Annotated in this window: 25 protein-coding genes; 9 read left to right on the forward strand and 16 right to left on the reverse strand. The window is 64.7% G+C overall.

All coding sequences use genetic code 11. The annotated features are described in order from the left end of the window. Positions 1 to 81: 81 nt before the first annotated feature. Both KMZ29_RS16995 and guaB read right to left on the reverse strand, forming a co-directional pair. The gene (locus tag KMZ29_RS16995) at positions 82 to 705 is read right to left on the reverse strand and encodes a hypothetical protein (protein ID WP_215620308.1); all 624 of its coding nucleotides are present in this window, start codon (positions 703 to 705) and stop codon (positions 82 to 84) included. A gap of 146 nt (positions 706 to 851) precedes the next feature. Next, the gene (guaB, locus tag KMZ29_RS17000; RefSeq protein WP_215620309.1) at positions 852 to 2,354 is read right to left on the reverse strand and encodes an IMP dehydrogenase; all 1,503 of its coding nucleotides are present in this window, start codon (positions 2,352 to 2,354) and stop codon (positions 852 to 854) included. Positions 2,355 to 2,768: 414 nt separating this feature from the next. Here guaB and KMZ29_RS17005 point away from each other — a divergent pair, with 414 nt between their 5' ends. Both KMZ29_RS17005 and KMZ29_RS17010 read left to right on the forward strand, forming a co-directional pair. Next, positions 2,769 to 4,244, forward strand: a complete 1,476-nt coding sequence (locus tag KMZ29_RS17005) for a DHA2 family efflux MFS transporter permease subunit (protein ID WP_215620310.1) — start codon at positions 2,769 to 2,771, stop codon at positions 4,242 to 4,244. Between the two features lie 108 nt (positions 4,245 to 4,352). Next, positions 4,353 to 4,583 (forward strand): hypothetical protein, encoded by a 231-nt coding sequence (locus KMZ29_RS17010; protein WP_249779717.1) that lies wholly within the window; start codon positions 4,353 to 4,355, stop codon positions 4,581 to 4,583. Positions 4,584 to 4,628: 45 nt separating this feature from the next. On the opposite strand, the gene KMZ29_RS17015 is transcribed toward KMZ29_RS17010, so the two are convergent. From KMZ29_RS17015 to KMZ29_RS17025, 3 genes are all read right to left on the reverse strand, one after another. Next, the gene (locus tag KMZ29_RS17015; RefSeq protein WP_215620311.1) at positions 4,629 to 4,907 is read right to left on the reverse strand and encodes a DUF1488 family protein; all 279 of its coding nucleotides are present in this window, start codon (positions 4,905 to 4,907) and stop codon (positions 4,629 to 4,631) included. A gap of 270 nt (positions 4,908 to 5,177) precedes the next feature. Beyond that, positions 5,178 to 5,474, reverse strand: a complete 297-nt coding sequence (locus tag KMZ29_RS17020; protein WP_215624314.1) for a hypothetical protein — start codon at positions 5,472 to 5,474, stop codon at positions 5,178 to 5,180. Next, positions 5,467 to 5,736: a hypothetical protein gene (locus tag KMZ29_RS17025; RefSeq protein WP_215620312.1), complete on the reverse strand. Its 270-nt coding sequence runs from the start codon at positions 5,734 to 5,736 to the stop codon at positions 5,467 to 5,469. The genes KMZ29_RS17020 and KMZ29_RS17025 overlap by 8 nt, the downstream gene beginning before the upstream one ends. 186 nt (positions 5,737 to 5,922) lie before the next feature. On the opposite strand from KMZ29_RS17025, the gene KMZ29_RS17030 reads away from it, so the two are divergent. Both KMZ29_RS17030 and KMZ29_RS17035 read left to right on the forward strand, forming a co-directional pair. Continuing rightward, positions 5,923 to 6,729, forward strand: a complete 807-nt coding sequence (locus KMZ29_RS17030; RefSeq protein WP_215620313.1) for a transglutaminase-like domain-containing protein — start codon at positions 5,923 to 5,925, stop codon at positions 6,727 to 6,729. Beyond that, on the forward strand, positions 6,726 to 6,920 hold the full coding sequence (locus tag KMZ29_RS17035) for a hypothetical protein (protein ID WP_215620314.1): 195 nt from the start codon (positions 6,726 to 6,728) through the stop codon (positions 6,918 to 6,920). The genes KMZ29_RS17030 and KMZ29_RS17035 overlap by 4 nt, the downstream gene beginning before the upstream one ends. Positions 6,921 to 6,933: 13 nt before the next feature. Here the strand turns inward: KMZ29_RS17035 and KMZ29_RS17040 are convergent, their stop codons facing one another. Together KMZ29_RS17040 and KMZ29_RS17045 are read right to left on the reverse strand one after the other, a co-directional pair. After that, on the reverse strand, positions 6,934 to 7,638 hold the full coding sequence (locus KMZ29_RS17040) for an RlmE family RNA methyltransferase (protein WP_215620315.1): 705 nt from the start codon (positions 7,636 to 7,638) through the stop codon (positions 6,934 to 6,936). A gap of 36 nt (positions 7,639 to 7,674) precedes the next feature. Continuing rightward, positions 7,675 to 8,748, reverse strand: coding sequence for a Ppx/GppA phosphatase family protein (locus KMZ29_RS17045; RefSeq protein ID WP_215620316.1), 1,074 nt, complete (start codon positions 8,746 to 8,748; stop codon positions 7,675 to 7,677). Positions 8,749 to 8,944: 196 nt separating this feature from the next. Here KMZ29_RS17045 and KMZ29_RS17050 point away from each other — a divergent pair, with 196 nt between their 5' ends. Together KMZ29_RS17050 and KMZ29_RS17055 are read left to right on the forward strand one after the other, a co-directional pair. Continuing rightward, a complete protein-coding gene (locus KMZ29_RS17050; protein WP_215620317.1) occupies positions 8,945 to 11,320 on the forward strand; it encodes a xanthine dehydrogenase family protein molybdopterin-binding subunit in 2,376 nt (791 codons plus the stop codon). 144 nt (positions 11,321 to 11,464) lie between these two features. Beyond that, on the forward strand, positions 11,465 to 12,853 hold the full coding sequence (locus tag KMZ29_RS17055) for an FAD-binding oxidoreductase (RefSeq protein WP_215620318.1): 1,389 nt from the start codon (positions 11,465 to 11,467) through the stop codon (positions 12,851 to 12,853). A gap of 29 nt (positions 12,854 to 12,882) precedes the next feature. Here KMZ29_RS17055 and KMZ29_RS17060 read toward each other — a convergent pair whose 3' ends face one another. Both KMZ29_RS17060 and KMZ29_RS17065 read right to left on the reverse strand, forming a co-directional pair. Further along, positions 12,883 to 13,491, reverse strand: a complete 609-nt coding sequence (locus KMZ29_RS17060) for a 2-hydroxychromene-2-carboxylate isomerase (RefSeq protein ID WP_215620319.1) — start codon at positions 13,489 to 13,491, stop codon at positions 12,883 to 12,885. A gap of 205 nt (positions 13,492 to 13,696) precedes the next feature. Then, the gene (locus tag KMZ29_RS17065) at positions 13,697 to 14,497 is read right to left on the reverse strand and encodes a hypothetical protein (protein ID WP_215620320.1); all 801 of its coding nucleotides are present in this window, start codon (positions 14,495 to 14,497) and stop codon (positions 13,697 to 13,699) included. A gap of 191 nt (positions 14,498 to 14,688) precedes the next feature. Here KMZ29_RS17065 and KMZ29_RS17070 point away from each other — a divergent pair, with 191 nt between their 5' ends. The 3 genes from KMZ29_RS17070 (at position 14,689) to KMZ29_RS17080 (ending at position 18,227) form a co-directional block, all read left to right on the forward strand. After that, positions 14,689 to 15,186, forward strand: a complete 498-nt coding sequence (locus KMZ29_RS17070; RefSeq protein ID WP_215620321.1) for a YaiI/YqxD family protein — start codon at positions 14,689 to 14,691, stop codon at positions 15,184 to 15,186. Positions 15,187 to 15,197: 11 nt separating this feature from the next. After that, complete coding sequence (locus KMZ29_RS17075; protein ID WP_215620322.1) at positions 15,198 to 17,015, forward strand: ABC-F family ATP-binding cassette domain-containing protein; 1,818 nt, start codon at positions 15,198 to 15,200, stop codon at positions 17,013 to 17,015. Positions 17,016 to 17,147: 132 nt separating this feature from the next. Then, complete coding sequence (locus KMZ29_RS17080) at positions 17,148 to 18,227, forward strand: D-TA family PLP-dependent enzyme (protein ID WP_215620323.1); 1,080 nt, start codon at positions 17,148 to 17,150, stop codon at positions 18,225 to 18,227. A 140-nt stretch (positions 18,228 to 18,367) separates the two neighbouring features. Here KMZ29_RS17080 and KMZ29_RS17085 read toward each other — a convergent pair whose 3' ends face one another. The 7 genes from KMZ29_RS17085 to KMZ29_RS17115 form a co-directional block, all read right to left on the reverse strand. Further along, positions 18,368 to 19,606, reverse strand: a complete 1,239-nt coding sequence (locus KMZ29_RS17085; protein ID WP_215620324.1) for a BaiN/RdsA family NAD(P)/FAD-dependent oxidoreductase — start codon at positions 19,604 to 19,606, stop codon at positions 18,368 to 18,370. A 198-nt stretch (positions 19,607 to 19,804) separates the two neighbouring features. Continuing rightward, complete coding sequence (locus KMZ29_RS17090) at positions 19,805 to 20,722, reverse strand: SDR family NAD(P)-dependent oxidoreductase (RefSeq protein ID WP_215620325.1); 918 nt, start codon at positions 20,720 to 20,722, stop codon at positions 19,805 to 19,807. Between the two features lie 265 nt (positions 20,723 to 20,987). Beyond that, positions 20,988 to 21,467: a MaoC family dehydratase gene (locus tag KMZ29_RS17095; protein ID WP_215620326.1), complete on the reverse strand. Its 480-nt coding sequence runs from the start codon at positions 21,465 to 21,467 to the stop codon at positions 20,988 to 20,990. Between the two features lie 3 nt (positions 21,468 to 21,470). Next, positions 21,471 to 23,207, reverse strand: coding sequence for an AMP-binding protein (locus KMZ29_RS17100; protein WP_215620327.1), 1,737 nt, complete (start codon positions 23,205 to 23,207; stop codon positions 21,471 to 21,473). Positions 23,208 to 23,217: 10 nt separating this feature from the next. Beyond that, complete coding sequence (mmsB, locus tag KMZ29_RS17105; protein WP_215620328.1) at positions 23,218 to 24,105, reverse strand: 3-hydroxyisobutyrate dehydrogenase; 888 nt, start codon at positions 24,103 to 24,105, stop codon at positions 23,218 to 23,220. A 38-nt stretch (positions 24,106 to 24,143) separates the two neighbouring features. After that, complete coding sequence (locus tag KMZ29_RS17110) at positions 24,144 to 25,226, reverse strand: enoyl-CoA hydratase/isomerase family protein (RefSeq protein ID WP_215620329.1); 1,083 nt, start codon at positions 25,224 to 25,226, stop codon at positions 24,144 to 24,146. Next, positions 25,223 to 26,368 carry an isobutyryl-CoA dehydrogenase gene (locus tag KMZ29_RS17115; RefSeq protein WP_215620330.1) on the reverse strand — a complete coding sequence of 382 codons (1,146 nt, stop codon included), beginning with the start codon at positions 26,366 to 26,368 and terminating at the stop codon, positions 25,223 to 25,225. The genes KMZ29_RS17110 and KMZ29_RS17115 overlap by 4 nt, the downstream gene beginning before the upstream one ends. Positions 26,369 to 26,381 lie beyond the last annotated feature (13 nt).

Below are 26,381 nucleotides of genomic sequence, written 5' to 3' on the forward strand. Positions count from 1 at the left end.
AGCAATCCAGCTTTCTTTCCGTGGCGACGATGGATTGCTTCGCTGCGCTCGCAATGACAGGAAATGTAATGACGGTGAGTGTCAAGCCGTGATCTTCGCCAGCGCCGCGTCGAACGCGGCGGCTGCGCTCGGCAGATCCTTGAAGGCGAGCCCGCTGTCGGCGGACTGCTTCTGCGCTTCGGTCGCGGTGGGACGGATCTCGGCCACCGGCCTTGCGCCATCGAGCAGGGCCTTTGGCGCGATCACGTGAAACTCGTGGGCCTCGATCGGCTGGTCCTTGAGCAGAAACACGTTCAGCGAAACGACGTCCGTGCCACGCCGGTATGAAATGTAGCGGTCGATCGCCACCGAACCGTCGCGCTGCATGCCGCCGAGTTTGGCGTAGCCCTTGGCGTCCAGCAGCTTGTGCGCCCTGAAACCCTTGACGTCGGCCGATTTCGCCTTCGCGGTCTCCTCCGACAGATCGTATTTGGCGGCCATCTCCCGGCCGACCGCGGCGAGCTGACCGGCCATCTCGTGCTCGAATTCCTTCAGCTCGGTGCGCGGTTTCGATGCCTTGCGGGGTTTCAGGGCATCGCGCTTTTCCATCTCGGCCTTGCACTGTGCAATGACCTCGGCGACGGATTTGCGCTCTGCATTGACCAGGAGGTTCTTCAGATCCTGATCCGAAAGCGCGGCAATCCTGTCGTCCGTCCAATCGACCATCGTGTCCAACTTCTCTTCTGAATGCGTTGAGATCAATCGCTCAAGACCGCACCGCGATCCGCGCGTCTATTCCGGGACGGCGCGACGATCCGCAGGCAGCGAACTGTACCGCGTTTCATCGGCCTTGTGGCAGTCTATTTGGGGCCCTAGAAGCTGGCTCCGCCGGGGTAATTCGGGCTTTCGCGCGTGATGGTGACGTCGTGGACATGGCTTTCGCGCAGGCCCGCGCCGGTGATGCGCACGAACCGCGCCTTCTCGTGGAATTCGGCGAGGTTCCTGGCGCCGACATATCCCATCGCCGCGCGCAAGCCGCCGGCGAGCTGGTGCATGACATTGCCGACCGGGCCCTTATAGGGCACCTGGCCCTCGATGCCCTCCGGCACCAGCTTGAGCGTGTCCTTGATGTCCTGCTGGAAATAGCGATCGGCCGAGCCGCGCGCCATCGCACCCACCGAGCCCATGCCGCGATAGGCCTTGTAGGAGCGGCCCTGCCACAGGAACACTTCGCCCGGCGTCTCGTCAGTGCCGGCCAAGAGCGAGCCGACCATGGCGATGTCGGCGCCGGCGGCGAGCGCCTTGGCGAGATCGCCGGAATATTTGATGCCGCCGTCGGCGATCACGGGCACGCTGGCTTTCTTGGCGGCTTCGACTGCATCCATGATCGCGGTCAGTTGCGGCACACCGACGCCGGCGACGATACGGGTGGTGCAAATCGAACCCGGCCCGATCCCGACCTTGATCGCGTCAGCCCCGGCATCGATCAGCGCCTGCGCGCCTTCCTGGGTGGCGATGTTGCCGGCGATCACCTGCACGGCGTTCGACAGCCGCTTGATGCGGTTGACGGCTTCCAGCACCCGCGAGGAATGGCCGTGCGCGGTGTCGACCACGATCAGGTCGACACCGGCGTCGATCAGCCGCTCGGTGCGCTCGAAACCGCCCTCGCCGACCGTGGTCGCGGCAGCGACGCGCAAGCGGCCCTGCGCATCCTTGCAGGCCAGGGGATGGGCGACCGCCTTTTCCATGTCCTTGACGGTGATGAGACCGACGCAGCGATACTGCTCGTCGACGACAAGCAATTTTTCGATGCGGTGCTTGTGCAACATCCGCTTCGCCTCGTCCTGGCTGACGCCTTCGCGCACCGTGACGAGGTTTTCATGCGTCATCAGTTCTGAGACTTTTTGCCGGGGGTCGGTGGCGAACCGCACGTCGCGGTTGGTGAGAATGCCGACCAGCTTGCCCGGGGTGCCCTTGGTGGCGCCGGTGACCACCGGAATGCCGGAAAAACCGTGATCGTTCATCAGCGTCATCGCGTCCGACAGCATCGCATCGGGACCGATGGTCAGCGGATTGACCACCATTCCCGATTCATACTTCTTGACCTGCCGCACTTGGGCGGCCTGGCCGTCGACGTCGAAATTGCGGTGAATGACGCCGACGCCGCCGGCCTGCGCCATCGCGATCGCCATGCGCGCTTCGGTGACGGTATCCATCGCCGAGGCAATGATCGGAATATTGAGCGGGATGGCGCGGGTGACGTGGGAGCGGATATCGGCCTCCGAGGGCAGGATATCCGAAAGGCCCGGTTTCAGAAGCACGTCGTCGAACGTATAGGCTTCGCGAATCCCCTGAAGTCCCTGCACAACAGCCATTACCAACTCCTTCGGCGGCTCGTTTGCCGCGGTACGATCTAGGGATGAACAGGACCTTCGGCGACGCAGATGGCGTTACCGTCGAATCGAAGCCCATCGGTAGGGTTGGCGGTGGTCGATAGCATGGCGGGCCGCCGAATCAAAGCGTTTGCCAGCCATGCACAGGCTTTTCGTCGGCGGCGGCCGGCCTCTTGCCCGGTCAGCGCGGATAGCCCGGTTTCCGCCGCGTCAGCGCGGATAACCCGGCGGCGGGCCGTGCCGGCGGATCGCCTCCACCACCTCCCGATGCCGGCGATCCTCCGGGGGCAGATCACGCGGGATTTGGGTGGTCTGCCGGGTTCCGCAATGGCCCAACCGGCCGTGCGATGATACAGCCAGTTTGCCCGCCGCTTTCCCGGCCCTCCGCGGATCCCGATGACCAAAGAACGCCTGATCCCGCTCATCGTGGCCACCGCCCTGTTCATGGAGAACATGGATTCGACCGTGATTGCGACCTCGCTTCCGGCGATCGCGGCCGACATCGGCACCAGTCCGCTGACGCTCAAGCTCGCCATCACCTCGTACCTGCTGTCGCTCGCGGTGTTCATCCCGGCGAGCGGCTGGACCGCCGACCGCTTCGGGGCGCGCATGGTGTTCTCGGTCGCCATCGGCATCTTCATGGTCGGCTCGATCGGCTGTGCCCTGTCCTCTTCCGTCACCCATTTCGTGATCGCGCGCATCCTGCAGGGCATCGGCGGCGCGATGATGACGCCGGTCGGGCGGCTCGTGCTGCTGCGCTCGATCGACAAGAGCGCGCTGGTCAACGCGATGGCCTGGGTCACGGTGCCGGCGCTGATCGGCCCGGTGATCGGGCCGCCGCTCGGCGGCTTCATCACCACCTATTTCTCCTGGCATTGGATCTTCCTGATCAACATTCCAATCGGCCTCGTCGGCATCTTCATGGCGATCAAGTACATCGATCCGATCCGAAGCGAGGATCCCGAGCGCTTCGACCTCTACGGCCTGGTGCTGGCCGGGATCGGCCTTGCCGGCATCGCGTTCGGCCTGTCGGTCGCCGGCCTCAATTTGCTGCCGTGGACCGTCGTCGTGGCCCTGGTGGCGATCGGCTCGATCTCGATGACGCTCTACGTGATTCACGCGAGGCGCACCGGGTCGCCGGTGCTGGACTTTTCGCTGATGCGGCTGCCGACCTTGCGCGCCAGCATCGTCGGCGGCTTCCTGTTCCGCCTCGGCATCGGCGCGCTGCCGTTTCTTCTGCCGCTGTTGATGCAGGTGGGCTTCGGCCTGTCGCCGTTCCGCTCCGGGCTGGTGACGTTCGCCTCCGCCGTCGGCGCCATGGGCATGAAGACTCTGGCCGCGCGGATCATCCGCACCTTCGGCTTCCGCAACTTGATGACCATCAACGCCGTCATCAGTTCGGTCTTTCTGGCCGCCTGCGCGCTGTTCACGGCGACGACGCCGCTGCTGCTGATCATGATCGTTCTGGTGGTCGGCGGCTTCTTCCGCTCGCTGCAATTCACCGCCATCAGCACCGTCGCCTATGCCGAGGTCGAGCCGGCCCAGATGAGCCGGGCCACCACGTTGGTCAGTGTCAATCAGCAACTGGCAATTTCCGCCGGCGTCGCCGTCGGCGCCTTTTCGGTAGAATCCACCATGCTGATGCGCCACGTCAGCGAACTCGGCGCCGCTGACTTCGCCCCGGCATTCCTCGTGGTAGCGGCCATCTCCGCAGTCTCGGCCTGGTTCTTCTGGCAGATGCCCGACGATGCCGGTCACGAAATCTCCGGCCGCCAGGCGATCGAGATTTCCAGCCGCAAGGGTGCTGCGAAAGCGGCGGCCAAAGCGGCCGGCGAAACCACCGAAGACGCCCGGGATCAGCGGCTCGGGTAGATCGCCACGTCATCGCAGCTACATTTGAAGAGAGTTTTAGCGACCCTTCGAACACGCCCTTAAACCCCGGCCAGCAGATTGCTGCCTCAGAGTCTCAAGGGGTATTTCATGATCGACGAAAAAGTGAGAATCAAATGCACGAAATGCACGCAGGTATTCCGGGAGCGGGCGCAAAGAATTCGTGACGGCTTTCAGACCAATTGCCAGCACTGCAACCGGCTGATTACGTTCGATACCACTTCGGAAGACAAGAATATCCGGCGGGCTCTGATGAGCGCCAGGGAAGTGCGAATGGCGATCGAAGCCCGGCCCAGGAGCAGCGGCGTGGCGCAAGGCTAGATCGGCGCGGCGTCGTTGCGCCGGCCTGCTCTTTCGGACGACGTCCTAGCTGCGAAAATCGATGCTTCGCAGGATGATGCCGGGCGGGGTCCCCTCGAACTCCCCCGCGAGAAACTTGCGGGACGCGCATTGTTCGATCCGGTCGCGCAATCGCAGAAATTGCTCCTCGCGCTGTTCCGGCCTGGTCCGGGCCACGTGTTCCAGATCGTCCATCGCCGAGCTGCTGATGGCGCAACCGACCTCCCTGCTGCCGTCCATCATGGAAAACAGCATGACCATCCGATTATGTTCGAAAGCTCCGGCACTGCCGCGTGCAAGGGTCATCTGAACCCCCTCATTTTCGCTTTTTCAGCGGGGGATCGATCTCGGAAATCCTGCGAAGACAATCGGCCTCGGACTCATGCGGTCCCGAGACGAATGTTCCGCTGACCTTGGTCGAGTACCAGCCGGATACGACGCCGAGGCGAAGCGATTCTTCCGTCTTGACGTGACGTGGCGATAGGTTCTGCATCGGATACTTTCAATTCGGACGTTCGCTTCCGCAGCGAACGAAGGGGTGAAGTTTCAGTTGATCCGGGGATAACCCCGCGTCGTTCAGCTCTCACCGGAGAGCCGGGCAAAGTCGGCAAGTACCGCCGCGACCAGGTCGCGATGATGCGTATCGGCCGGAGCAAGATCGGCCGCATACAGGTTCAGGACATAGCGCGCCTTTGCGGCCGCCTCGGGCCACGAGGTGGCCGGCACGGCGAGAAGCTCGATTTCCACCTCGCCCTGCCGGTCGCGCAGCAGCTTTGCATTGGCCTCGACATCGGCCAACACACGGCGGATGTCGGTCGCCTTTTGTGCCGCCATGCCGCGATGCTTGTCGAGGTCGACCGGGATGTCACTCATCCCGAGCACTGGCATCGTTACGCTGCGCATCCAACAGATCGACCGAACCGATCGCGATCATCTCCATCGAGGACTTCCGCGGCGCGACGCCGGGCACCGTGATCATCGTGGCGACGCGCCGAAAGCTCGGAAACGAAAGACCCTCGATCATCTCCTCGTCGGTGACGATCTCGTAAGCGCCGGGCGACAACAAGCGATCGACACCCTTGAGCCGGAAGGGATGCTTGAAATGAACCGTTTCCCGTCGCGAGCGCGTGGTCATAGACCAGCGCTTCTGCGCGTGAGGACGTCGACATATTCGGACATCTGCGCACCCTGCGCGCTTTCAAGGAAATTAGCTATGGCTTTCTCGCCGCATGCGTGCATTTGACCGAATAAGGTAGTCCGCGCCTTGTATTCGAGGGCTCGATAGCCATCTCAATGGTTGTATTTAACGAAAGTGTTTCGAATGAAAATTCGTGTCGGATTCGAAATGCTGTACGATTTTCCGCAGCCGACGCCGATGATCATGGTGCTGGGGACGCACTTCACGCGCGCGTCCGACGTCATCGTTCCCGATTTCCTGACCATCAGCCCTTCCGTGCCGATCACGCCCTATCGCGATCTCTTCGGCAACTGGTGCAGCCGCATCGTCGCACCGGCCGGCCGGGTGCGCCTGGCTGCCGACGGTGTGGTTCGCGACAGCGGCTTGCCTGACCCGGTTGTTCTCTCGGCCCAACAATATGCGGTCGAGGATCTGCCGACCGATACACTGGTCTACCTGCTCGGCAGCCGCTACTGCGAGACCGACCGGCTCTCGGACATCGCATGGAAGCTGTTCGAGAAGACGCACCCGGGCTGGGCGCGGGTCCAGGCCATCTGTGATTTCGTGCATCGCCACATCGTTTTCGGTTACGCGCACGCCCGCGCAACCAGGACCGCCTGGGACGCCTACACCGAGGGCAAGGGCGTATGCCGCGACTATGCCCATCTCGCCATTACATTTTGCCGCTGCATGAATATTCCGGCGCGCTACTGCACCGGATATCTCGGCGACATGGGAACGCTGCCGCCTTACGGGCCGGGTGACTTCGCCGGGTGGTTCGAGGCCTATCTCGGCGGACGCTGGCATACGTTCGACCCGCGCAACAACGTGCCGCGGATCGGCCGCGTTCTGATTGCGCAGGGGCGCGATGCTTCCGATGTCCCGATCACCCAGACGTTCGGGCCGAATACGCTGGTCAGCTTCAAGGTCTGGACCGACGAGGTCGCGTGAAGACAGATAATTCCCCTGCCCTCAGTCCGGATGAATTTGCCTCGTTGCTCGAGGTCAGCAAGGGCGACGCGCAGCGCGAGATTCCTCAATTGCACTGGGAGCGCCTGGTCGGACTGGGCTACGCCGTCAGACGGCTCGGAGAGCTCGGGCTGACTGCATCCGGCGTTCGGCGGCTGGCGACGGGCCAATAGCCGATCGGCGCGCTTAGGTGCGCTCGCCCGGCGGCTTTGCCTGCCCGCCCCGAAATCCCATCGCCAGCACGTAGCGCTCGGAAGAATCCTTGCGGCTTGACGCCGGCTTGACGTGCTTGACGGTGGCAAAGTCACGCTTGAGTTGCGTCATCAGTTCGGCATCCGCGCCGCTCTGGAACACTTTTGCGACGAACGTGCCGCCGGGATTGAGTACCTCGGCGGCGAACGCTGCAGCGGCTTCGACGAGGCCGACGATACGGAGCTGATCGGTCTTGCGATGGCCGGTCGTATTGGGCGCCATGTCGGAAAGCACCACGTCGGCGCGGCCGCCCATCATCTCCAGTAACTTCTCCGGCGCGTCTTCGCTGAGGAAATCGAGCTGCGCAAAGCTGACGCCGGGGATCTCCGGCATCTCCAGAAGATCGATCGCGATCACCTTGCCCTTGCCGCCGACCGAACCGACGCGTTTGGCGGCGATCTGGCTCCAGCCGCCGGGCGCTGCGCCGAGATCGACCACCGTCATGCCCGGCTTGAGAAAATGGTGCTTGTCGTCGATCTCGATCAGCTTGAAGGCCGCGCGCGAGCGCAGGCCCTCCCGCTTGGCCTGCGCCACATAGGGATCATTGAGCTGCCGCTCCAGCCAGAGCTTGGAGGACAGCTTGCGTTTGCCGCCAGTCTTGACGGTAACGTGCAGCCGGCCGGTGGTGTCTTTCGCCATGATTTGAGGGCTCTAGCACATTGCCGGCGCAAACGCCTATCGGCATCCGCCGAGCGCGCCGTCCTCGCGCATCATTTCGACCAGCATGCCCTCGCGCAGGCCGCGATCGGCGACCCGCAGCCGCGGCAGCGGAAAAGCGTCGCGGATGGCATCGAGAATGGCGCAGCCCGCCAGCACCAGGTCGGCGCGCTCGACGCTGATGCAATTGTTGCCGGCGCGCTCCTGATAGCTCATGCCGAGCAGGCGCGCGATGGTGGCGGAAAGATCCGCATCGCTCATCCAGACGCCGTCGATCCGGCGGCGATCGTATCGCGCCAGGTTGAGATGGACCCCGGCCAGCGTCGTCACCGTGCCCGAGGTTCCGAGCAGATGCATCTCCGCCAGGTCCTCGCCGTACTGGACCGCGAACGGCGCGATATGCTGGGCGACCTCCTCGACCATATCGGCGTAGGATTGCGGCGTGACGTCCTTGCCGCCGAAATGTTCGGCCAGCGAGACGACGCCGAGCGGGATCGACATCCATCCCTTGATGCGAGGCGCCGCATCCTGCTCATCGGGATCGCGCTCGATCCGGACCAGTTCCGTGGATCCGCCGCCGATGTCGAACAGAATGGCGCCGCGGCCCTTCGGATCGAGCAGCGGCGAACAGCCGATCACGGCCAGCGTCGCTTCGGTCTCGCGATCGATCACCTCGAGCCGGATCCCGGTCTCGGCTTCGACCCGGTGCCGGAAGCCGTCGGCGTTGGAGGCCGCGCGGCAGGCCTCCGTTGCGATCAGCCGCAGGCGTCCGGCCTTCCTGGAATGGATCTTGTCGCGGCAAATGCTCAGGGCGGCGATGGCGCGGTCGATCGCGGCGTCGCTAATGCAGCCGGTCGCCGAGATGCCTTCCCCCAACCGGATGATCCGCGAGAACGAGTCGACCACGCGAAAGCCGTCGCCGGTGGGACAGGCGATCAAGAGCCGGCAATTGTTGGTGCCAAGGTCCAGCGCGGCGTAGACGCCGGTTCCGGCGGCCGGCGAATGGGCCGCCCCGGGCACGCCATTACGCAGCCTTGGGCCGTCGTCTTCGCGCGGCGCAAGGCCATCGCGAAGCCGGGTGTCCTGGTTCATCCAAAAGTCTTTCCGCGGCCTTCGGGAGCCGGCGTGGAATTTCCTGTTCACGGAAACTTTAGCAGCGCGCTAGCGCCGCGCAACAGCCGTTCACATGGCAGCATGCCCAATCAGGCGTTGTCGTACCGGTATCGGTGCGTTATCTCACGGGAACCCGCGAAATCGCGCAAAAACCAAGCCTTTCAGGTACCTGCCAATGCAAGATCGCTCGTCTTCATCCTCTCTGGAAAACGCTATCGCACTGCAAAAATACGGTGTCGGGCAACCGGTGCGCCGCAAGGAGGACGACACGCTGGTCCGCGGCAAGGGCAAATACACCGACGATTTCAACCTGCCCGGCCAGGCCTACGCCTGGATCGTACGCTCCAGCCACGCCCACGGGATCATCCGCGGCATCGACACCAAGGCCGCCAAGAGCATGCCCGGCGTGCTCGGGGTCTATACGGCCAAGGACCTCGCACCGGCGAATTACGGGCCCTTCACCTGCGGCCTGCCGCTGAAGAGCCGTGACGGTACGCCACTGCTGCAGACCAACCGCACCGCGCTGGTGAGCGACAAGGTGCGCTTCGTCGGCGATCCCGTCGCCTTCGTCGTGGCCGAGACGCTGGCGCAGGCGCGCGATGCCGCCGAAGCCGTCGAGGTCGATATCGACCCGCTCCCCGCCGTCACCGACGCCGCCGAAGCGGCCAGGCCCGGCGCCCCCCAGCTCTACGACCACATCCCCAACAATGTCGCGCTCGATTATCACTACGGCGACACCGCCAGGATCGAGGCCGCCTTCGCCGGCGCGGCGCATGTGACGAAGCTCGACATCGTCAATACCCGCGTCGCCGTGGTGTCAATGGAACCGCGCGTGGCGCTGGCGGCCTACGACAAGACAAGCGAGCGCTACACGCTGCAGGTTCCGACCCAGGGCGTGTCCGGCAACAAGGTGACGCTGGCGAAGATCCTCAACGTGCCAAACGACAAGGTCCGCATCCTGACCGCCAATGTCGGCGGTTCCTTTGGCATGAAGAACGTCAGCTATCCCGAATATACCTGCATCCTGCATGCGGCGAGAGCGCTGGGACGGCCGGTGAAATGGACCGATGAACGGTCCACCAGCTTCCTATCCGACAGCCACGGCCGCGCCCAGCTCATCCATGCCGAACTCGCGCTCGACGCCGAGGGCAAGTTCCTCGCGGTCCGCCTCTCCGGCTACGGCAACCTCGGGGCCTACATCACTGGCGTGGCGCCGGGACCGTTGTCGCTCAACACGGGAAAAAATCTCGCCAGCGTCTATCGCACCCCGCTGCTCGGCGTCGACATCAAGACGGTCCTGACCAACACCACGCTGATGGGCGCCTATCGCGGCGCCGGCCGGCCCGAGGCCAATTACTACATGGAACGCCTGATCGACCGCGCCGCCGACGAGATGGGAATCAACCGGCTGACGCTGCGCAAGCGCAACTTCATCAAGCCGGCGCAGATGCCGTTCGCGGCAGCTAGCGGCGTCACCTATGACAGCGGCGACTTCCAGGGCGTGTTCAACAAGGCGCTGGAAATTTCCGATCATGCCAATTTCGCCAAACGCAAGAAGGAGAGCCGCAAGAAAGGCAAGCTGCGCGGCATCGCGATCGGCTCCTATCTCGAAGTCACCGCCCCACCCTCCGGCGAACTCGGCAAGATCACCTTCGAACCGGACGGTTCGGTGAAGCTGACGACCGGCACGCTCGATTATGGCCAGGGCCACGCCACGCCGTTCGCGCAGGTGCTCTCCGCCCAGCTCGGCGTACCCTTCGAAAGGATCACGCTGGAGCAGAACGACAGCGATCTGGTGCGCTTCGGCAACGGCACCGGCGGTTCACGCTCGATCACCGCGACGGGCGCCGCGATCGTCGAGGCCGCAGCACTCGTCGTCGCCAAGGGCAAGCAGGCGGCGGCGCATCTGCTGGAAGCGTCGGAAGGCGACATCGAATTCGGCAATGGCCGCTTCACCATCGCCGGCACCGACCGCAGCATCGGCATCATGGAACTGGCGCAGCGCATGCGCGAGGGCAAGATGCCGGAGGGCGCGCCTGATACACTCGACGTCGACCACGCCACCAAGGACACGCCGTCGACCTTCCCCAATGGCTGCCATGTCGCGGAAGTCGAGATCGATCCCGAGACCGGCGTGACGCGCATCGTGCGCTACACCGGCGTCAACGACTTCGGCACCATCGTCAATCCGATGATCGTCGCCGGCCAGTTGCATGGCGGCGTCGCCCAGGGCATCGGCCAGGCGCTGATGGAGCAGGTCAGCTACGACTCCAGCGGCCAGCCGATCACCGGCTCGTTCATGGATTACGCGATGCCGCGCGCCGAGGACGTGCCGCTGATGGAGGTCGGCGATCATCCGGTGCCCGCCAAATCCAATCCGCTGGGCACCAAGGGCTGTGGCGAAGCCGGCTGCGCCGGAAGTCTGGCGTCGATCGTCAACGCGGTGCTCGACGCGCTCTCCGAATACGGCATCACCCACATCGACATGCCGCTGACGCCGGAGCGGGTCTGGCGTGCGATCCAGGATGCCAAGGCCAAGCAGGCGGCGTGAGCCGCCACATCCACAGTCGTCATCGCCCGGCTTGACCGGCAACCAAGTACTCCGGGACACCTGTGATAGACCGAGAAGCCGTGGCGTACTGGATCCTCCGCTTTCGCGGGGGATGATGACTGAGAGTGAAACGGAGCGAGTTACGTGCAGGCGGCAATCATCGGCGAACTTCGCGCGGCGTTCGATGCGACGACGGTCCTGACCGGCGGCGGCATCGGCGCCCGCTATCACACCGACATGGCCGGTATTGCGGTCGCACCCCCGCTTGCGGTGGTGCGGCCGCGCACGACGGAAGAGGTCTCGCAATTCCTCAAGCTTTGCCATCGGGCGCGCGTGCCGGTCACGACACAGGGCGGCATGACCGGGCTGGTGCGCGCCACGATGCCGGCGCCGGGCGAAATCGTGCTGTCGACCGAGCGCATGAACGCGATCGAAGAAGTCGATACCGGCGGCGGAGTCGTCATCACCCAAACCGGCGTGCCGCTGCAACGGTTGCAGGAGCGCGTCGAACAGGACGGCTTCATGTTCCCGCTCGATCTCGGCGCGCGGGGCAGTTGCACCATCGGCGGCAACATCTCCACCAATGCCGGCGGCAACCGGGTGATCCGCTATGGCATGACGCGCGACCTCGTGCTCGGGCTCGAAGCTGTGCTTGCGGACGGAACCGTCCTCAAGGGGGTGCGCAAATACATCAAGAACAACACCGGCATCGATCTCAAGCAGTTGTTCGTCGGCACCGAGGGCACGCTCGGCGTGGTCACGCGCGCCGCGCTGCGGATCTTCCCGGCGCCGGCGGAGCAGCAGGTAGCGCTGTGCGCGCTTTCGAGCTTCGACAAGGTCCGCGCCTTGCTGACGCTTTCGCGCTCGCGGCTTGGCGGCGACCTCACCGCCTTTGAGGTGATGTGGAACAACTATTATCGCCTCACCACCGAACTGGTGAAAGGCGTCGCCGCGCCGCTTCCGACCAATCATCCCTTCTACGTCCTGCTCGAATCCTCCGGCAGCGACGCCGGACGTATCCGCGCCGACCTCGAGAAATTGCTGGAGCAGACGCTGGGGGACGACATCATCCTCGATGCCACGATTGCGAGCTCTGGGGCGGCGGCCGCGGCGATCTGGCGGATTCGCGATTCCTCGGTCGAGCTCGGCCGCGCGCTCGGCCCCGGCGTCGGCTTCGACATCAGCCTTGCCATCGACAGAATGGAGGCGTTCGCGGACGCCGTCGACAAGGGACTGAAGACGATCCACAGCGATGCCTACGCGATCGTGTTCGGCCATGCCGGCGACGGCAATCTGCACGTCAGCGCAAAGTACCCGCCGCCGGCCGACAAGCACGACGAGGTTTCGAAGCTCGTGTACGGCATCACAGGCGAATTCGCAGGCTCGGTCTCTGCCGAGCACGGCATCGGCATCCTGAAGCGGCCCTATCTCAAGCTCAGCCGCACCGCGGAGGAGATCGAGACCATGCGCACGCTGAAGCGCGCGCTCGACCCGCATCAGATTCTCAATCCCGGGCGCATCTTCACGATGTGAAGGGATCGCCAGCGTACGAAGCGCTCCGGCTACGCCAGCTGCTTCAAGGCGCGTTCCAGCAGCTCCAGCCGGTCCTGGCCCCAGAAGATCTCGCCGGAAGGCAGCACGTAGCTCGGCGCCCCGAACACGCCGGCCGCAAGAGCCTCATTTGTGTACTGCTCGTGCAGTGCGTCGAGTTCGGCGTCGGAAGGACCGCCGGCGCGCAGCGCCGCGGCATCGAGGCCGGCCCGCCGCGCGGCTGATGCAACGTGATCCGGATCGTTGAGCGTTTCCTCGCGTTCCCACAGCGCGCGCCCGAGTTCCTGCGACAGCTTGAGGGCATCCTTGCCTTGCAGCTTGGCAGCGATCACCAGCCGCGTCGCCATGGTGTCGTCGCAGGGGAAAGATTTTGGCTCGAGGTTCAGCGGAACGCCGCGCACCTCGCGCCAGCGCTTCAACTCCATCATCCGGTAGGCGCGCCGCTGCGGCGAGCGCTTCGGCAGCGGCAGCCCGCCGGTCTGCTCGAAGATCGGTCCGAACTTGCAGGGCTTGATATTGACGGTCACCTTGTTTCGCCTAGCGATCTCGGCGAACGGCGCGCTGCCGAGATAGGTCCAGGGCGAAGTCAGTGTCATGTAGTAGTCGACGGTGACGGTCATGGTCCGCTAATCCTCAAATTGTCTCGTGTGAGCGCCTCATCCCCCAGCCGTCATCGCCCGGCCTTTGATGTCCCCGGGCTGAACACCTTTGACCGGGCGACCCAGTATTCCAGAGGCCGGAGATAGAATCGAGAAGCCGCGGCGTACTGGGTCCCCCGCTTTCGCGGAGGACGACAACTGAAGATGTTGCAGGCGGCGTGCGCGCCTACGCCGCCGCCTGCTCGCGCGGCTGGGTGATCGCGACGTGCTGGCAATGCGCCAAAGGCGTCTTGCCGTTGGCGACCACCAGCGCGTCGAGTTCGACGAAGCGGTGGCCCTTCTTGTCGTAATTGCCGGTGACCCTGGCCCGCGCGGTGATCTCGTCGCCGGCCTTGGCGGCCGAGAGCAGCTGCATCGTGCTGCCGACATGGATCCACGGCCCCAGGATGGCGTTGTCGACCAGCACCCTGTTCATCACCCGCTGCAGCAGGCCGGGATGGGCGAGGCCTTCCCGAGCATAGATCGGATGGGATTCGCGGACATCGGCGAGATATTCCCTGCCCGCCTCGCCGGCCCAGTCGCGCGGCACGGTGCCGAGCCATTTGCCAAGCTCATAGGAGGCGGCATTGACCGGCATGCGCTCGGCCACCGCGGCGACCGCCTCGTAATCCGCGATCGAAATTGTCGGTGCGGCGGCGGGCAACGAGGCGGTTCCGGTGGCGCAAAGCTGGTCCCGGCTTTTGACCTCGATCGAAAGCACGCCATTGTTTTCCGCAGCCGTCACGTCGGCGGTCTCGCCGTCATAGACCGGCTTGACGAAGCGCGCGTCGATCAATCCGCGTTCGAGAAAGGCCCGGCCCCACTTCGCGACCGGCATGTGCATCATATAGGCCATCACGTCGACGCCGGGGACGAGGCCGCCCGAAAATCCGAACCGCTTGGCCACGGTGTCGTCGTGCATCTTGTTTTCGGAGAGTTTGGCGGTGTTGAAGGCCTGGACGCGGTAGGTTTCGAGCCGGCTCGGCATATCCTGGGTTTCCTCGGTTTCTGGTTGGCTTTTCTGGCCACGATGGTACGCGAAGAAAATGCCGAGGCAAGCGTGTTCCACGCTCCGTTTTCCTCGCAATTCCGCCCGTGATGGGGTACCACGCGCATTCAGGAGTGCAGTTGCGCTCCAGGGAGGGCGCGGCTTGCGCCCCCGACCTAAATCTCCAGCCGATGACAGCCGTTTTGAACACCACCCGCATCTATGTCGACGCCGACGCCTGTCCGGTCAAAGACGAAATCTACCGCGTCGCCATCCGGCACGGCCTGCCCGTCAGCGTGGTCGCCGGCAGCTTCATCCGAGTGCCCCAGGACCCGCTGATCGAGCGCATCGCGGCAGGCTCCGGGATGGACGCCGCCGACGACTGGATTGCGGAACGCGCGGGAAAGGGCGATATCGTCATCACCTCGGATATCCCGCTGGCGAGCCGTTGCGTGAAGACCGGCGCCGAGGTGATCGCGCCGAACGGCAAGCCATTCACGGAGCAATCGATCGGGATGACGCTGGCGGTTCGCAATCTGATGACCGACCTGCGGTCCTCGGGCGAAATCACCGGCGGTCCGCGGTCGTTCGCGCCGCGCGACCGCTCGGCGTTCCTGTCGGCGCTCGACCAGACCATCCGCCGCATCCAGCGCCAACGCGCCGATCAAACCGCGCAAGAACAGAGTTGAATTAAAGAGCCATGGCGCCTCCGCTGATCCAGTTGAAAGACATCAAGCTGACCTTCGGCGGTACGCCGCTGTTGTCGGGCGTCGAACTGTCGGTGTCGGCAGGCGAGCGCGTCTGCCTGATCGGCCGCAACGGCTCCGGTAAGTCGACGCTGCTCAAGATCGCCGCCGGCCTGGTCGAGCCCGACAGCGGCAGCCGTTTCGTGCAGCCTGGCGCCACCGTCCGCTATCTGCCGCAGGAGCCGGATTTCGACGGTTTTGCGACCACGCTGGCCTATGTGGAGGCGGGCCTTGGCCCCGGCGACGATCACTATCAGGCCCGCTATGTGCTGGAGCAGCTCGGCCTGCACGGCGACGAAGACCCCGCACATCTCTCCGGCGGCGAAGCCCGCCGCGCCGCGCTGGCGCGGGTGCTGGCGCCCTCGCCCGACATCCTGCTGCTGGACGAACCCACCAACCATCTCGACCTCACCACCATCGAATGGCTGGAGAGCGAACTCGGCGGCCGGCGTAGCGCGCTGGTCATCATCAGCCATGATCGCCGCTTCCTTTCCAACCTGTCGCGCTCGACCGCCTGGCTCGATCGCGGCCAGATCAAGCAGATCGACCGCGGTTTCAGCGCCTTCGAGGAATGGCGCGACGAGGTGCTGGCCGAGGAAGAGCGCGACCAGCACAAGCTCGACCGCAAGATCGTCAATGAAGAGCACTGGCTGCGCTACGGCGTCTCCGGCCGCCGCAAGCGCAACGTCAAGCGGCTCGGCAATCTCTACACGCTGCGCCAGCAGCGGCGCGACTACCGCGGCGCCACCGGGAATGCCAACCTCGCCGCCGCCGAAGCCGACAAATCCGGCAAGCTCGTCATCGAAGCCAAGAACATCTCCAGGACCTATGGCGACCGCAAGATCGTCGACGGCTTCTCGATCCGGGTGCAGCGCGGCGACCGTATCGGCATCGTCGGTCCGAACGGCGCCGGCAAGACCACGCTGATCGAGATGCTGACCGGCGCCAAGCCGCCGGACAGCGGCACCATCCGCTTCGGCGCCAACATCGAGATGGCGACGCTGGACCAGCACCGCGAAAGCCTCGATCCCAAATCGACGCTGGCCGAAGCCCTGACCGGCGGCCGCGGCGACCATGTCATGGTCGGCGGCAAGCCGAAACACGTGGTCAGCTACATGAAGGACTTTCTGTTTGGACAGGAGCAGATGCGCACGCCGCTCGAGGTGCTTTCCGGCGGCGAACGCGGCCGGCTGATGCTGGCCCGCGCGCTGGCGAAGCCCTCCAACCTCCTGGTGCTGGACGAGCCGACCAACGACCTCGATCTCGAAACCCTCGACGTGCTGGAGGAAATGCTCGGCGACTACGAGGGCACCGTGATCCTGATCAGCCATGACCGCGACTTCCTCGATCGCGTCGTGACCTCGGTGATCGCGCCGGAAGGCGACGGCCGCTGGATCGAGTATGCCGGCGGCTATACCGACATGCTGTCGCAGCGGGGCGCGGATCTGAGGCGCGAGGCAGTGAAGGCGGCGGCAACCGCCGCCGAAGAGAAACGGGAATCGAAAACCGGCACGCCATCAGGCACATCGAAGCGCCGGCTCAATTTCAACGAAAAGCACGCGCTGGAAACGCTGCCCAAGACCATCGCCAGGCTGCAGGCCGAAATCGCCAAGCAGCAGCGGCACCTTGACGATCCCAATTTGTTCCAGAAGGATCGCAAGAAGTTCGACCAAGCCTCTGATGCACTTACCAAAGCGCAAAAGGAACTGCAGGAAGCCGAGGACCGATGGCTGGAACTTGAAGTGCTGCGCGAAGAAATCGAACAGGCCTAAGCCGTCGGATATTTTCTACCGTCATTGCGAGGAGCGAAGCGACGAAGCAATCCAGCTTTCTTTAATCAAGCAATAAGCTGGATTGCTTCGCTTCGCTCGCAATGACGAGGACGCGAAACCGGAGTCGCCTCGATGACCACGCCGCTTGCCGCCAAGATCGCCCGCGAATACGGCACGCCTTGCGCCGTCATCGACATGGAGCGCGTGGAGCGCAACATCGCGCGGATCCAGGCCGCCTGCGATGCGGCCGGGGTCGCCAACCGGCCGCATATCAAGACCCACAAGAGCCCTGTCCTGGCGCGGCTGCAGATCGCGGCCGGCGCCAAGGGCATCACCTGCCAGAAGCTCGGCGAGGCCGAGGTAATGGCGAACGCCGGGATCGACGACATCCTGATCAGCTACAATCTGATCGGCGAGGAGAAAATGACCCGGCTCGGCGCACTGCAGGCCAAGGCCAATATGACGGTCGCCGCCGATAATTCGACCGTGATTGCCGGCCTGCCGCAGGCGGCAACCGCTTCCGGCCGGCCGCTCTCGGTCGTGGTCGAGTGCGACACCGGGCGCAAGCGCGCCGGGGTCGAAACCCCAGCCGAAGCTATCGCACTGGCGCGCGAGATCGCAGCGTCGAAGGGATTGCTGTTCGCGGGCTTCATGCTGTACCCGACCGAAACCGGCTGGGCGGAAGCGCAGAAGTTCTACGACGAGGCGCTGGCCGGGGTGCGCGCGCACGGGCTCGACGCGGCAATCGTCTCCACCGGCGGCACGCCGAACCTGAAAAATGTCGGCAAGCTCAAGGGCGCCACCGAGCACCGGCCCGGCACCTATATCTATAACGACCGCATGCAGGTCGCCGCCGGCGTCGCCAGCTGGGACGATTGCGCGCTGAATATCTATTCGACCGTGGTCAGCCGCGCCGGCCCGGACCGCGGCATTCTCGACGCCGGCTCGAAGACGCTGACCTCGGACACCGGCGGCCTTGAGGGCCACGGCCTGATCCTCGAACATCCCGAGGCCAAGATCGCCCGTTTCGCCGAGGAACACGGATTCCTCGACCTGACCCGCAGCAACACCCGCCCCAATGTCGGCGATGTCGTGCGGATCGTGCCCAATCATGTGTGCGTCGTCGTCAACATGATGGACGAGGTGGTGATGGTGCGCGGCGAGGAAATCGTCGGCACGCTGCCGGTGGCGGCAAGGGGGAAGCTGCGGTAGGCACTATCGCATCCCACCGTCATTGCGAGGAGCGCAGCGACGAAGCAATCCATATTTCCGTACGCGGCACTATGGATTGCTTCGCGGAGTTTATCATCGGGCGGCGCTTCGCGCCGACCCGTTGGCTCGCAATGACGAGGTCAGATTTTTCGGTCAAGCCACCTCAACACACCCTTCCCCGCCGCCGCCCCCGTCGCGAACGAGGCCTGCAGCAGATAGCCGCCGGTCGGCGCTTCCCAGTCGAGCATTTCACCAGCAGCGAACACGCCGGGCAAACGGCGGATCATGAAATCGGCATCGAGTTGATCGAACGCGATCCCGCCCGCGGTCGAGATCGCACGCGCGATCGCGGCAATGCCGGTGAGCCTGATCGGCACCGCATTGATCAATCCAGCGAGTTTTTCCGTCGGCAGCGACGAAAGCGACGCTCCGGATACCGCCGCCGCCTCCTGCAGCAGGCCAATGGCGACAGGCGACAGATGCGCCGCCTTGCGCAGCCAGTTTGAAAGGGATTGCTTGCCGCGGGGGGCAGACAGCCGGGCAACCAGATCGGAGATTTCCAGATCGGGCCGCAAGGCGACATGCAGGGTTGCCAGCCCCGAACCGGCGATGGCCTCGCGCAACACAGCCGACAGCGCATAGACCGCGCCGCCCTCGATGCCGGTCCGTGTGACCATGGCCTCGCCGCGAACGCTATGTTCGCCGAACGACAGCGCTACGCCCTTGAGCGGATGGCCTTCGAAGCGATTGCGAAAGACATCGGACCAGGCGACGGTGAAGCCGCAATTGGCTGGTCTGAGCGGCGATATCGTCACGCCCTCGGCCGCGAGTATTTTTACCCATGCGCCGGTCGCCCCAAGCCGCGGCCAGCTGGCGCCGCCGAGCGCGAGCACGGTGGCGTGCGCACCGACAACGCGCGGTCCGTCGGGCGTTTCAAACAGCAATCGGCCCTGCTCGTCCCAGCCGGCCCAGCGGTGGCGCAGCGCGAATTTCACGCCCATGGAGTCCAGCTTCCGCAGCCAGGCGCGCAGCAGCGGCGAGGCCTTCAACGCTTCAGGGAATACGCGGCCGCTGGAGCCGACGAAGGTCGGCTGCCCCAGCGCCTCGCTCCATTTGCGCAGAGCATCCGGCGGAAACGCCTTGATCGCGTCGGCCAGCAGCGGCTGCGCCTCGCCATAACGCGCGAGAAACGCCGGCAGCTTCTCGCTGTGGGTCAGATTGAGCCCGCCGCGCCCCGCCATCAGGAACTTGCGGCCTGCCGACGGCATCGCGTCATAGACGGTGACGCGCGCGCCACCCTGCGCCAGCACCTCGGCGGCCATCAGGCCGGCGGGACCGGCGCCGATGACGGCGACGTGGTTCTTTGGAATTGAAGACATGAAGAGACTGTAGGCGTTATCGGCTGAACACAACACAGTCGTCATGCCCGGGCTTGACCCGGGCATGACGAAGGGGGTTTTCGTCATTCCGGGGCGATGCGCAGCATCGAACCCGGAATCTCGAAATTCCCCGATGTGCAATTGCACATCTGAGGTTCGCGCTGAGGCGCGCCCCGGAATGACGCTTTGAAACAATCGCTACAGCTTGATCCCCGCCCGCGCCGCGGCCTGGGCGACATATTTCTGGGTCTGCTGGAACGCGCCTTCCAGCGCCTTCGCCTTCGACATGTCGGCGATCTCGGAAAAATGCGCGGCGACCGCATCGGGAGTCCAGTCGGATTGGGCCAGGTTGATGCCCTCGGTTTCCATGACCTTGATCACCGCGAACGAGCCCGCGCCGGCGCCCATGATGGTGCGGGTCGGCGCGTCCTCGCTGAGCAGGTACTCCACCGCAGGCGTAATCGCCTCCGGCTTCAACAGCGCCTGCGCCTGCGGCGGCAGCAGTTCTTCCGTCATGCGCGTCGCTGCGGTCGGCGAGATCGTGTTGACGCGGATGTTGTTCTTGCGGCCCTCTTCCGCCAGCACGTTCATCAGTCCGACCATGCCGGCTTTCGCAGCACCGTAATTGGCCTGGCCGAAATTGCCGAACAGGCCGGACGACGAGGTGGTGATGACGATGCGGCCGTAGTTGCGCTCGCGCATGCCGTCCCACACCGCCTTGCAACAATAGAAGGTGCCGGTGAGATGCACGTCGAGCACCTTGGCGAAGTCGGCCACCTCCATCTTGGCAAACGACTTGTCGCGTAAAATGCCGGCGTTGGCGCAGAGCAGGTCGACGCTGCCCCACTCGCTGGTGGCGCGAGCCACCATCGCCTTGACCTGCTCGAAATTCGAGACGTCGGCGCCGTCGGCCATCGCCGTGCCACCTGCCTTGCGGATTTCCTCGACCACGGTTTCGGCCGGGGTCAGCGACCCGCCGGTGCCGTCGCGGGCGCCGCCGAAGTCGTTGACCACGACCTTGGCGCCGCGGCTCGCCAATCCCAGCGCGTGCGCCCGTCCAAGACCATTGCCCGCGCCGGTAACGATGGCGACGCGCCCGTCAAACCTGATTGCCATGAGTAAGATTCCCGAATTTATGAAGTCAATCGATGACGTCTTCTTCCTTCTCCCCTTGTGGGAGAAGGTGGCGCGGACGAAGTCCGTGCCGGATGAGGGGTCGTTCACCGCGGAGAGAAACCCCTCACCCGGCTTCATCTCGCTTCGCTCGATTACGCCACCCCCTCCCACAAGGGGAGAGGGTGCGGCGAGCATCCGTCAAGAGAGTGACGGTTTTTGAGCAGCGATGGGTGGCTAGGTCAAGCCCGGCGATGACGATTGAGGCCTATGCGAAATAGATCAGGCCGAGCCAGTCGGCCACCAGCGCGGGTTTTTCCTCGCCCTCGATCTCGACGGTGACATTGGTGCGCGACAGCAGTTCGGTCGGCTTGCGCAGCTTGGCTTCCGCGAGCGTAAAGCGGCCGCGGACGCGCTTGCCGGAACGCACCGGCGAAAGGAAGCGCAGTTTATCGAAGCCGTAATTGACGCCCATGGTGGTGCCCGCGATCACGGGCATCACCTCGTAGGACATGATGCTCAGCAGCGACATGGTCAGGAAGCCATGCGCCACCGTGCCGCCGAACGCGGTCTCGCGTTTGGCGCGCTCGGGATCGACATGGATGAACTGATGATCCTCGATCACATCGGCATAGACGTCGATCCGGTTCTGATCGAGCAGATGCCATGATGACACCCCGACTTCGTGGCCGACCATGTTCTGATAGGCTTGAAGCGAGATCGGGGGCTTCTTCCAGACTTCATTCATTCCTTAGTTCTCCGACGATCCGGCCGCCCGCACCTTTTGCAGCTCCGGGAAATCCTCTTCGCGGAATTCGTCGCCCCTCAAGGGATCGCCGCGATCATTGTCATGCTCCAGCCGGCGCAACTGCACGCGGCGGATTTTTCCGGAAATCGTCTTCGGCAATTCCGTCACCAGTTCGATGCGCCGGATGCGCTTGAACGGCGCCAGCCGCGTGTGCAGATGCTGGAAGATCGATAACGCGGTTTCCGCCGAGCGCTCCGCGCCCGATACCAGTAGCACATAGGCTTTCGGGATCGCCAGCCGGATCGGATCCGGACTGGGCACGACCGCGGCCTCCGCCACCTTCTCATGCTCCAGCAAAATGCTTTCGAGTTCGAACGGGCTGATCCGGTAATCCGACGACTTGAAGACATCGTCGGAACGGCCGACGAAGGTCAAATAGCCCTCCTCGTCGGCAAACACCACGTCACCGCTGCGGTAGAGATTGCCGTCGGCGCCGGAGAGTTTGCCGTCGTCGCCCTGATAGCCCTGCATCAGGCCGGCGGGCCTGACGTCCCCGAGCAACAGGGTGACCTCGCCCTCCTTGGTGATGTGCCCGTCGATATCGCTGATCTGGACGCGGTAACCCGGCAGCGGGCGGCCCATCGATCCGACCTTGACCTTCTGCCCCGGCGAATTGCCGGCCAGCGCGGTGGTCTCGGTCTGGCCGTAGCCGTCGCGGATTGTCAGCCCCCAGGCGGCGCGCACCTGATCGATCACTTCAGGATTGAGCGGCTCGCCGGCGCCGCAGACTTCGCGCAACGACACCTTGAAGGTGTCGAGCTTCTCCTGGATGAACAGCCGCCACACCGTCGGCGGCGCGCACAGCGTGGTGACGCCGCAGCGGCCGATGGTCGCGAGCAGTCCCTTGGCGTCGAAGCGCGGCTGGTTGACCACGAACACGGTGGCGCCGGCGTTCCACGGCGCGAAGAAGCAGCTCCAGGCGTGTTTGGCCCAGCCGGGGGAGGAAATGTTCAGATGCACGTCGCCCGGCTGCAGGCCGAGCCAGAACATGGTCGAGAGCGCGCCGACCGGATAGCTGCGCTGGCTGTGGCGCACCAGTTTCGGTTTGGCGGTCGTGCCGGAAGTGAAATACAGCAGCATCGGATCGTCGGCGCCGGTCGGTCCGTCAGGCACAAAACCTTCCGCAAACTCCGCGACCTGCTCGTAAGCCAGCCAGCCGTCCTGCTTCGAGGATGCACCGACCACGATCCGAACAAGCCGTTCGGCGCCGAGACCTGAGAATTTCGCGACCTGATCCTGCGTCGCCACCACGACCTTGGCGCGGCCGCGATCCAGCCGGTCGCGCAATTCGTCCGGCGTCAGCAACGTGGTGGCGGGGATCACCACCACCCCGAGCTTCATCGCCGCCAGCATGGTCTCCCACAGCGGCACGACATTGCCGAGCAGCAAGAGCAGATGATCGCCGCGCTTCAAGCCCTGCGCGCGCAGGAAATTGGCGACTTGATTGGAACGGCGGGACAGCGCCTCAAAGGAGAGTTTGGTTTCGCGGTTGCTGCCGGCATCGACGATCCACAGCGCCGCGCGATCCCTGCTGTCGGGGTTGCGCGCCAGCTCCGCGTCGAACCAGTCCAGCGCCCAGTTGAACGGCGCCGGATCCGGCCAGCGGAAATCCGCAACCGCCTTGTCGTAATCGGTCCGATGCCTGAGGAGGAATGCGCGCGCTTCTTGGAATGTCGTCATCGATTGCCTGTCATTTGCCGGCCAGACTCCGCACGTGCTGGATGATCCCCGAGAAATCCACCCCGCCATGCCCGGCGGCGTCGAATGCCTTGTAGATTTCCTGCGCATGCTTGCCAAGCGGCGTCGCAGCACCCGTCGCCTTGGCGGCGTCCTGCGCCAGCGTGAGGTCCTTCACCATCAGGGTCGAGGCAAAGCCGGGCTTGTAGTCGTTGTTCGCGGGCGAGGTCGGCACCGGGCCCGGCACCGGGCAATAGGATGTCAGCGCCCAGCATTGTCCCGATGAGGTCGAGGCGACGTCGAACAGCGCCTGATGCGACAACCCCAGTTTTTCGGCGAGCGCAAAGGCCTCGCCGACCGCGATCATGGAAACGGCCAGGATCATGTTGTTGCAGATTTTCGCCGCCTGCCCGGCACCGGCGCCGCCGCAATGCACGATCTTCTTGCCCATCTTCTCCAACACAGGCTTGGCCGCCGCGAACGCCTTGTCGTCGCCGCCGCACATGAAGGTCAGCGTCGCACCCTTGGCGCCGCCGGTGCCGCCGGACACCGGCGCGTCGACCGAGGCGACGCCATTTTTCGCCGCCAGCGCATGGGCCTGCTTGGCGCTTTCGACGTCGATGGTTGAGCAGTCGATGATCAGGGTTCCCTTGGTCATCACCGGTACGACTTCAGTCCAGACCGACAGCACGTGCTTGCCCGCGGGCAGCATCGTGATCACGGTGTCGGCGCCCTGCACCGCGGCCGTCGCGCTGTCGGCGATCGCAGCGCCGTCCGCCTTGGCCTGATTGCGCGACGCTTCCACGAGGTCGAACGCGATCACCTTGTGGCCGCCCTTGACCAGATTGGCCGCCATCGGCCCACCCATATTGCCGAGACCGATGAATGCGATCGTTGCCATGGTATTTCCTCCGCTTGGGTCGTTGCTGTTCTTGTTGGCTAAAGCTTGAGTTCGTCGGCGCCGATCTCGGCGAAGTAAGGCGCCACCATTTCGGGCGTCACGTCATCGATCCGAGCCGGCGACCATTTCGGGCTACGGTCCTTGTCGATCACCGCGGCGCGCACGCCTTCGCGAAAATCGTCGCTGGCGAATACTTCCAGCGCGGCGCGATATTCCCGCACCAGGCATTGTTCCAGCGAGGACGCCGTCCGCGCCAGCCGCAGCAGTTTCAGCGCCACCACCATGCCGCGCGGCGACTTCTCGTTCAATGTCTTCAGCGTCGATTGCGCCAGTTCCGAGCTATCCGCCTGCAGCGCGGCGACGATATCCTGCATCCGATCAAAGCCAAACCAGCGGTCGATCTGCGGCTCGATCGCGGCAACCGGCCCCGCGGTCTCGCCGCTCGCGAAACCATCGATCACGCCCTTGACCTCCGCCGCCGTCGCGCCGGGACGAAGCTTCGTCAGCGCCTCGCGCAGGGCAGCCAGTTTGCCTGACGGCACCACCGCATCGGCGAACCCGGCATATACCGCGTCGGGACCGTTCATGGTCTGGCCGGTGAGCCCAAAATAGGTGCCGACCTCGCCCGGCGAGCGCGCCAGCAGCCATGTGCCGCCGACATCCGGGAAGAAGCCGAGGCCGACTTCCGGCATCGCGAGCTTGGTCCGCTCGGTGACGACGCGATGACTGCTGTGCGCGGACAGCCCGACGCCGCCGCCCATCACGATGCCGTCCATGAAGGACACATAGGGTTTTGCGAACCTGGCGATGCGGGCGTTGAGAATGTACTCCTCGCGCCACAGGATCTTGCCGAGATCGCCTTTGACCTTCGAGCTCTCCCAGAGCGCGCGGATGTCGCCGCCGGCGCAGAGGCCGCGCTCGCCGGCGCCTTCCAGCAGGATCACGCCGACCGCGGGATCTGCCTCGAATAGGTCGAGCGCCTTGTCGACGTCGCGAAACATCTCCAGCGTCACCGCGTTGATCGCCTTCGGCCGGTTGAGCCGGATCACGCCGACGGCGCCCTCGCGCCGTGCGATCAGGTCGGGCTCCGGCGCCCCGGCAGCGGCAGTCGCCGCCGTCATCGCGCGCCCTCGATCAATTTCCGCGATACGATCAGCCGCATGATTTCATTGGTGCCTTCGAGGATCTGGTGCACGCGCAGGTCGCGCACGATCTTTTCGATGCCGTATTCGCTGAGGTAGCCGTAACCGCCGTGCAGTTGCAGCGCCTGGTTGGCGACTTCGAAGCCGACATCGGTGCCGAAGCGTTTGGCCATGGCGCACAGCATGGTGGCGTCCGCATCCTTGCGGTCGAGCGCCGCCGCCGCGCGCCAGACAAAGGTCCGCGCCGCCTCCAGTTCGGTCGCCATGTCGGCGAGGCGAAACTGCAGCGCCTGGAATTCGTCGAGGCGTTTGCCGAAGGCTTTCCGCTCTTTCATATAGGCGAGCGACTTGTCGAGCGCCGATTGCGCGCCGCCGAGCGAACAGGCCGCGATATTGATGCGGCCGCCATCGAGCCCGGCCATCGCGATCTTGAAACCGATGTCCTCGTCGCCGAGCCGGTTCTCGGCCGGCACCCGCGCGTTCTCGAAAATCACCGCGCGGGTCGGCTGCGCGTTCCAGCCCATCTTGCGTTCGTTGGCGCCGAACGACAGCCCCGGCGTGTCGCCCTCGATCACCAGCGTCGAGATGCCGCCGGGCCCGTCGCCGCCGGTCCGTACCATCACCACATAGAGATCGCCCTTGCCGGCGCCGGAGATGAACTGCTTCTGGCCGTTCAGCACATAATGGTCGCCGTCGCGCACCGCGCGGGTGCGCAGCGCCGCGGCATCCGATCCGGAGCCCGGCTCGGTCAGGCAGTAGCTCGCCAGCAATTCCATGGTGCAGAGCTTCGGCAACCATTTCCGGCGCTGCGCGTCGTTGCCATAGGCGTCGATCATCCACGAGGCCATGTTGTGGATCGAGATGAAGGCCGACACCGTCGGACAGCCCTGTGCCAGCGCCTCGAAGATCAGCGCGGCGTCGAACCGCGTCATGTCAGAGCCGCCGACGTCGTCCCGGATATAGACGCCGCCGATGCCGAGGCCGGCGGCCTCGCGCATCACGTCGACCGGAAAATGCTTCTCCTCGTCCCAGCGGATCGCATGCGGCGCGATTTTTTCCGCGGCAAAATCCCGCGCCATATCGCGAACCGCAATCTGGTCCTCGTTGAGAGCGAACTGCATCTGCTACCGGGGC

This window comes from Bradyrhizobium sediminis (genome assembly GCF_018736085.1).
In the GTDB taxonomy this organism is placed as follows: Bacteria; Pseudomonadota; Alphaproteobacteria; order Rhizobiales; family Xanthobacteraceae; genus Bradyrhizobium; species Bradyrhizobium sediminis.

Bases quoted from the DNA above. Each gene is read 5' to 3' on its own strand.
- mmsB (WP_215620328.1), bottom strand. From the start codon at position 24,105: ATGGCAACGATCGCATTCATCGGTCTCGGCAATATGGGTGGGCCGATG.
- KMZ29_RS17020 (WP_215624314.1), bottom strand. From the start codon at position 5,474: ATGAGTGACATCCCGGTCGACCTCGACAAGCATCGCGGCATGGCGGCA.
- guaB (WP_215620309.1), bottom strand. From the start codon at position 2,354: ATGGCTGTTGTGCAGGGACTTCAGGGGATTCGCGAAGCCTATACGTTC.
- KMZ29_RS17065 (WP_215620320.1), bottom strand. From the start codon at position 14,497: ATGCCGAGCCGGCTCGAAACCTACCGCGTCCAGGCCTTCAACACCGCC.
- KMZ29_RS17085 (WP_215620324.1), bottom strand. From the start codon at position 19,606: ATGTCTTCAATTCCAAAGAACCACGTCGCCGTCATCGGCGCCGGTCCC.
- KMZ29_RS17090 (WP_215620325.1), bottom strand. From the start codon at position 20,722: ATGGCAATCAGGTTTGACGGGCGCGTCGCCATCGTTACCGGCGCGGGC.
- KMZ29_RS17010 (WP_249779717.1), top strand. From the start codon at position 4,353: ATGATCGACGAAAAAGTGAGAATCAAATGCACGAAATGCACGCAGGTA.
- KMZ29_RS16995 (WP_215620308.1), bottom strand. From the start codon at position 705: ATGGTCGATTGGACGGACGACAGGATTGCCGCGCTTTCGGATCAGGAT.
- KMZ29_RS17050 (WP_215620317.1), top strand. From the start codon at position 8,945: ATGCAAGATCGCTCGTCTTCATCCTCTCTGGAAAACGCTATCGCACTG.
- KMZ29_RS17060 (WP_215620319.1), bottom strand. From the start codon at position 13,491: ATGACCGTCACCGTCGACTACTACATGACACTGACTTCGCCCTGGACC.
- KMZ29_RS17005 (WP_215620310.1), top strand. From the start codon at position 2,769: ATGACCAAAGAACGCCTGATCCCGCTCATCGTGGCCACCGCCCTGTTC.
- KMZ29_RS17025 (WP_215620312.1), bottom strand. From the start codon at position 5,736: ATGACCACGCGCTCGCGACGGGAAACGGTTCATTTCAAGCATCCCTTC.
- KMZ29_RS17110 (WP_215620329.1), bottom strand. From the start codon at position 25,226: ATGACGGCGGCGACTGCCGCTGCCGGGGCGCCGGAGCCCGACCTGATC.
- KMZ29_RS17030 (WP_215620313.1), top strand. From the start codon at position 5,923: ATGAAAATTCGTGTCGGATTCGAAATGCTGTACGATTTTCCGCAGCCG.
- KMZ29_RS17100 (WP_215620327.1), bottom strand. From the start codon at position 23,207: ATGACGACATTCCAAGAAGCGCGCGCATTCCTCCTCAGGCATCGGACC.
- KMZ29_RS17070 (WP_215620321.1), top strand. From the start codon at position 14,689: ATGACAGCCGTTTTGAACACCACCCGCATCTATGTCGACGCCGACGCC.
- KMZ29_RS17040 (WP_215620315.1), bottom strand. From the start codon at position 7,638: ATGGCGAAAGACACCACCGGCCGGCTGCACGTTACCGTCAAGACTGGC.
- KMZ29_RS17080 (WP_215620323.1), top strand. From the start codon at position 17,148: ATGACCACGCCGCTTGCCGCCAAGATCGCCCGCGAATACGGCACGCCT.
- KMZ29_RS17075 (WP_215620322.1), top strand. From the start codon at position 15,198: ATGGCGCCTCCGCTGATCCAGTTGAAAGACATCAAGCTGACCTTCGGC.
- KMZ29_RS17015 (WP_215620311.1), bottom strand. From the start codon at position 4,907: ATGACCCTTGCACGCGGCAGTGCCGGAGCTTTCGAACATAATCGGATG.
- KMZ29_RS17115 (WP_215620330.1), bottom strand. From the start codon at position 26,368: ATGCAGTTCGCTCTCAACGAGGACCAGATTGCGGTTCGCGATATGGCG.
- KMZ29_RS17095 (WP_215620326.1), bottom strand. From the start codon at position 21,467: ATGAATGAAGTCTGGAAGAAGCCCCCGATCTCGCTTCAAGCCTATCAG.
- KMZ29_RS17045 (WP_215620316.1), bottom strand. From the start codon at position 8,748: ATGAACCAGGACACCCGGCTTCGCGATGGCCTTGCGCCGCGCGAAGAC.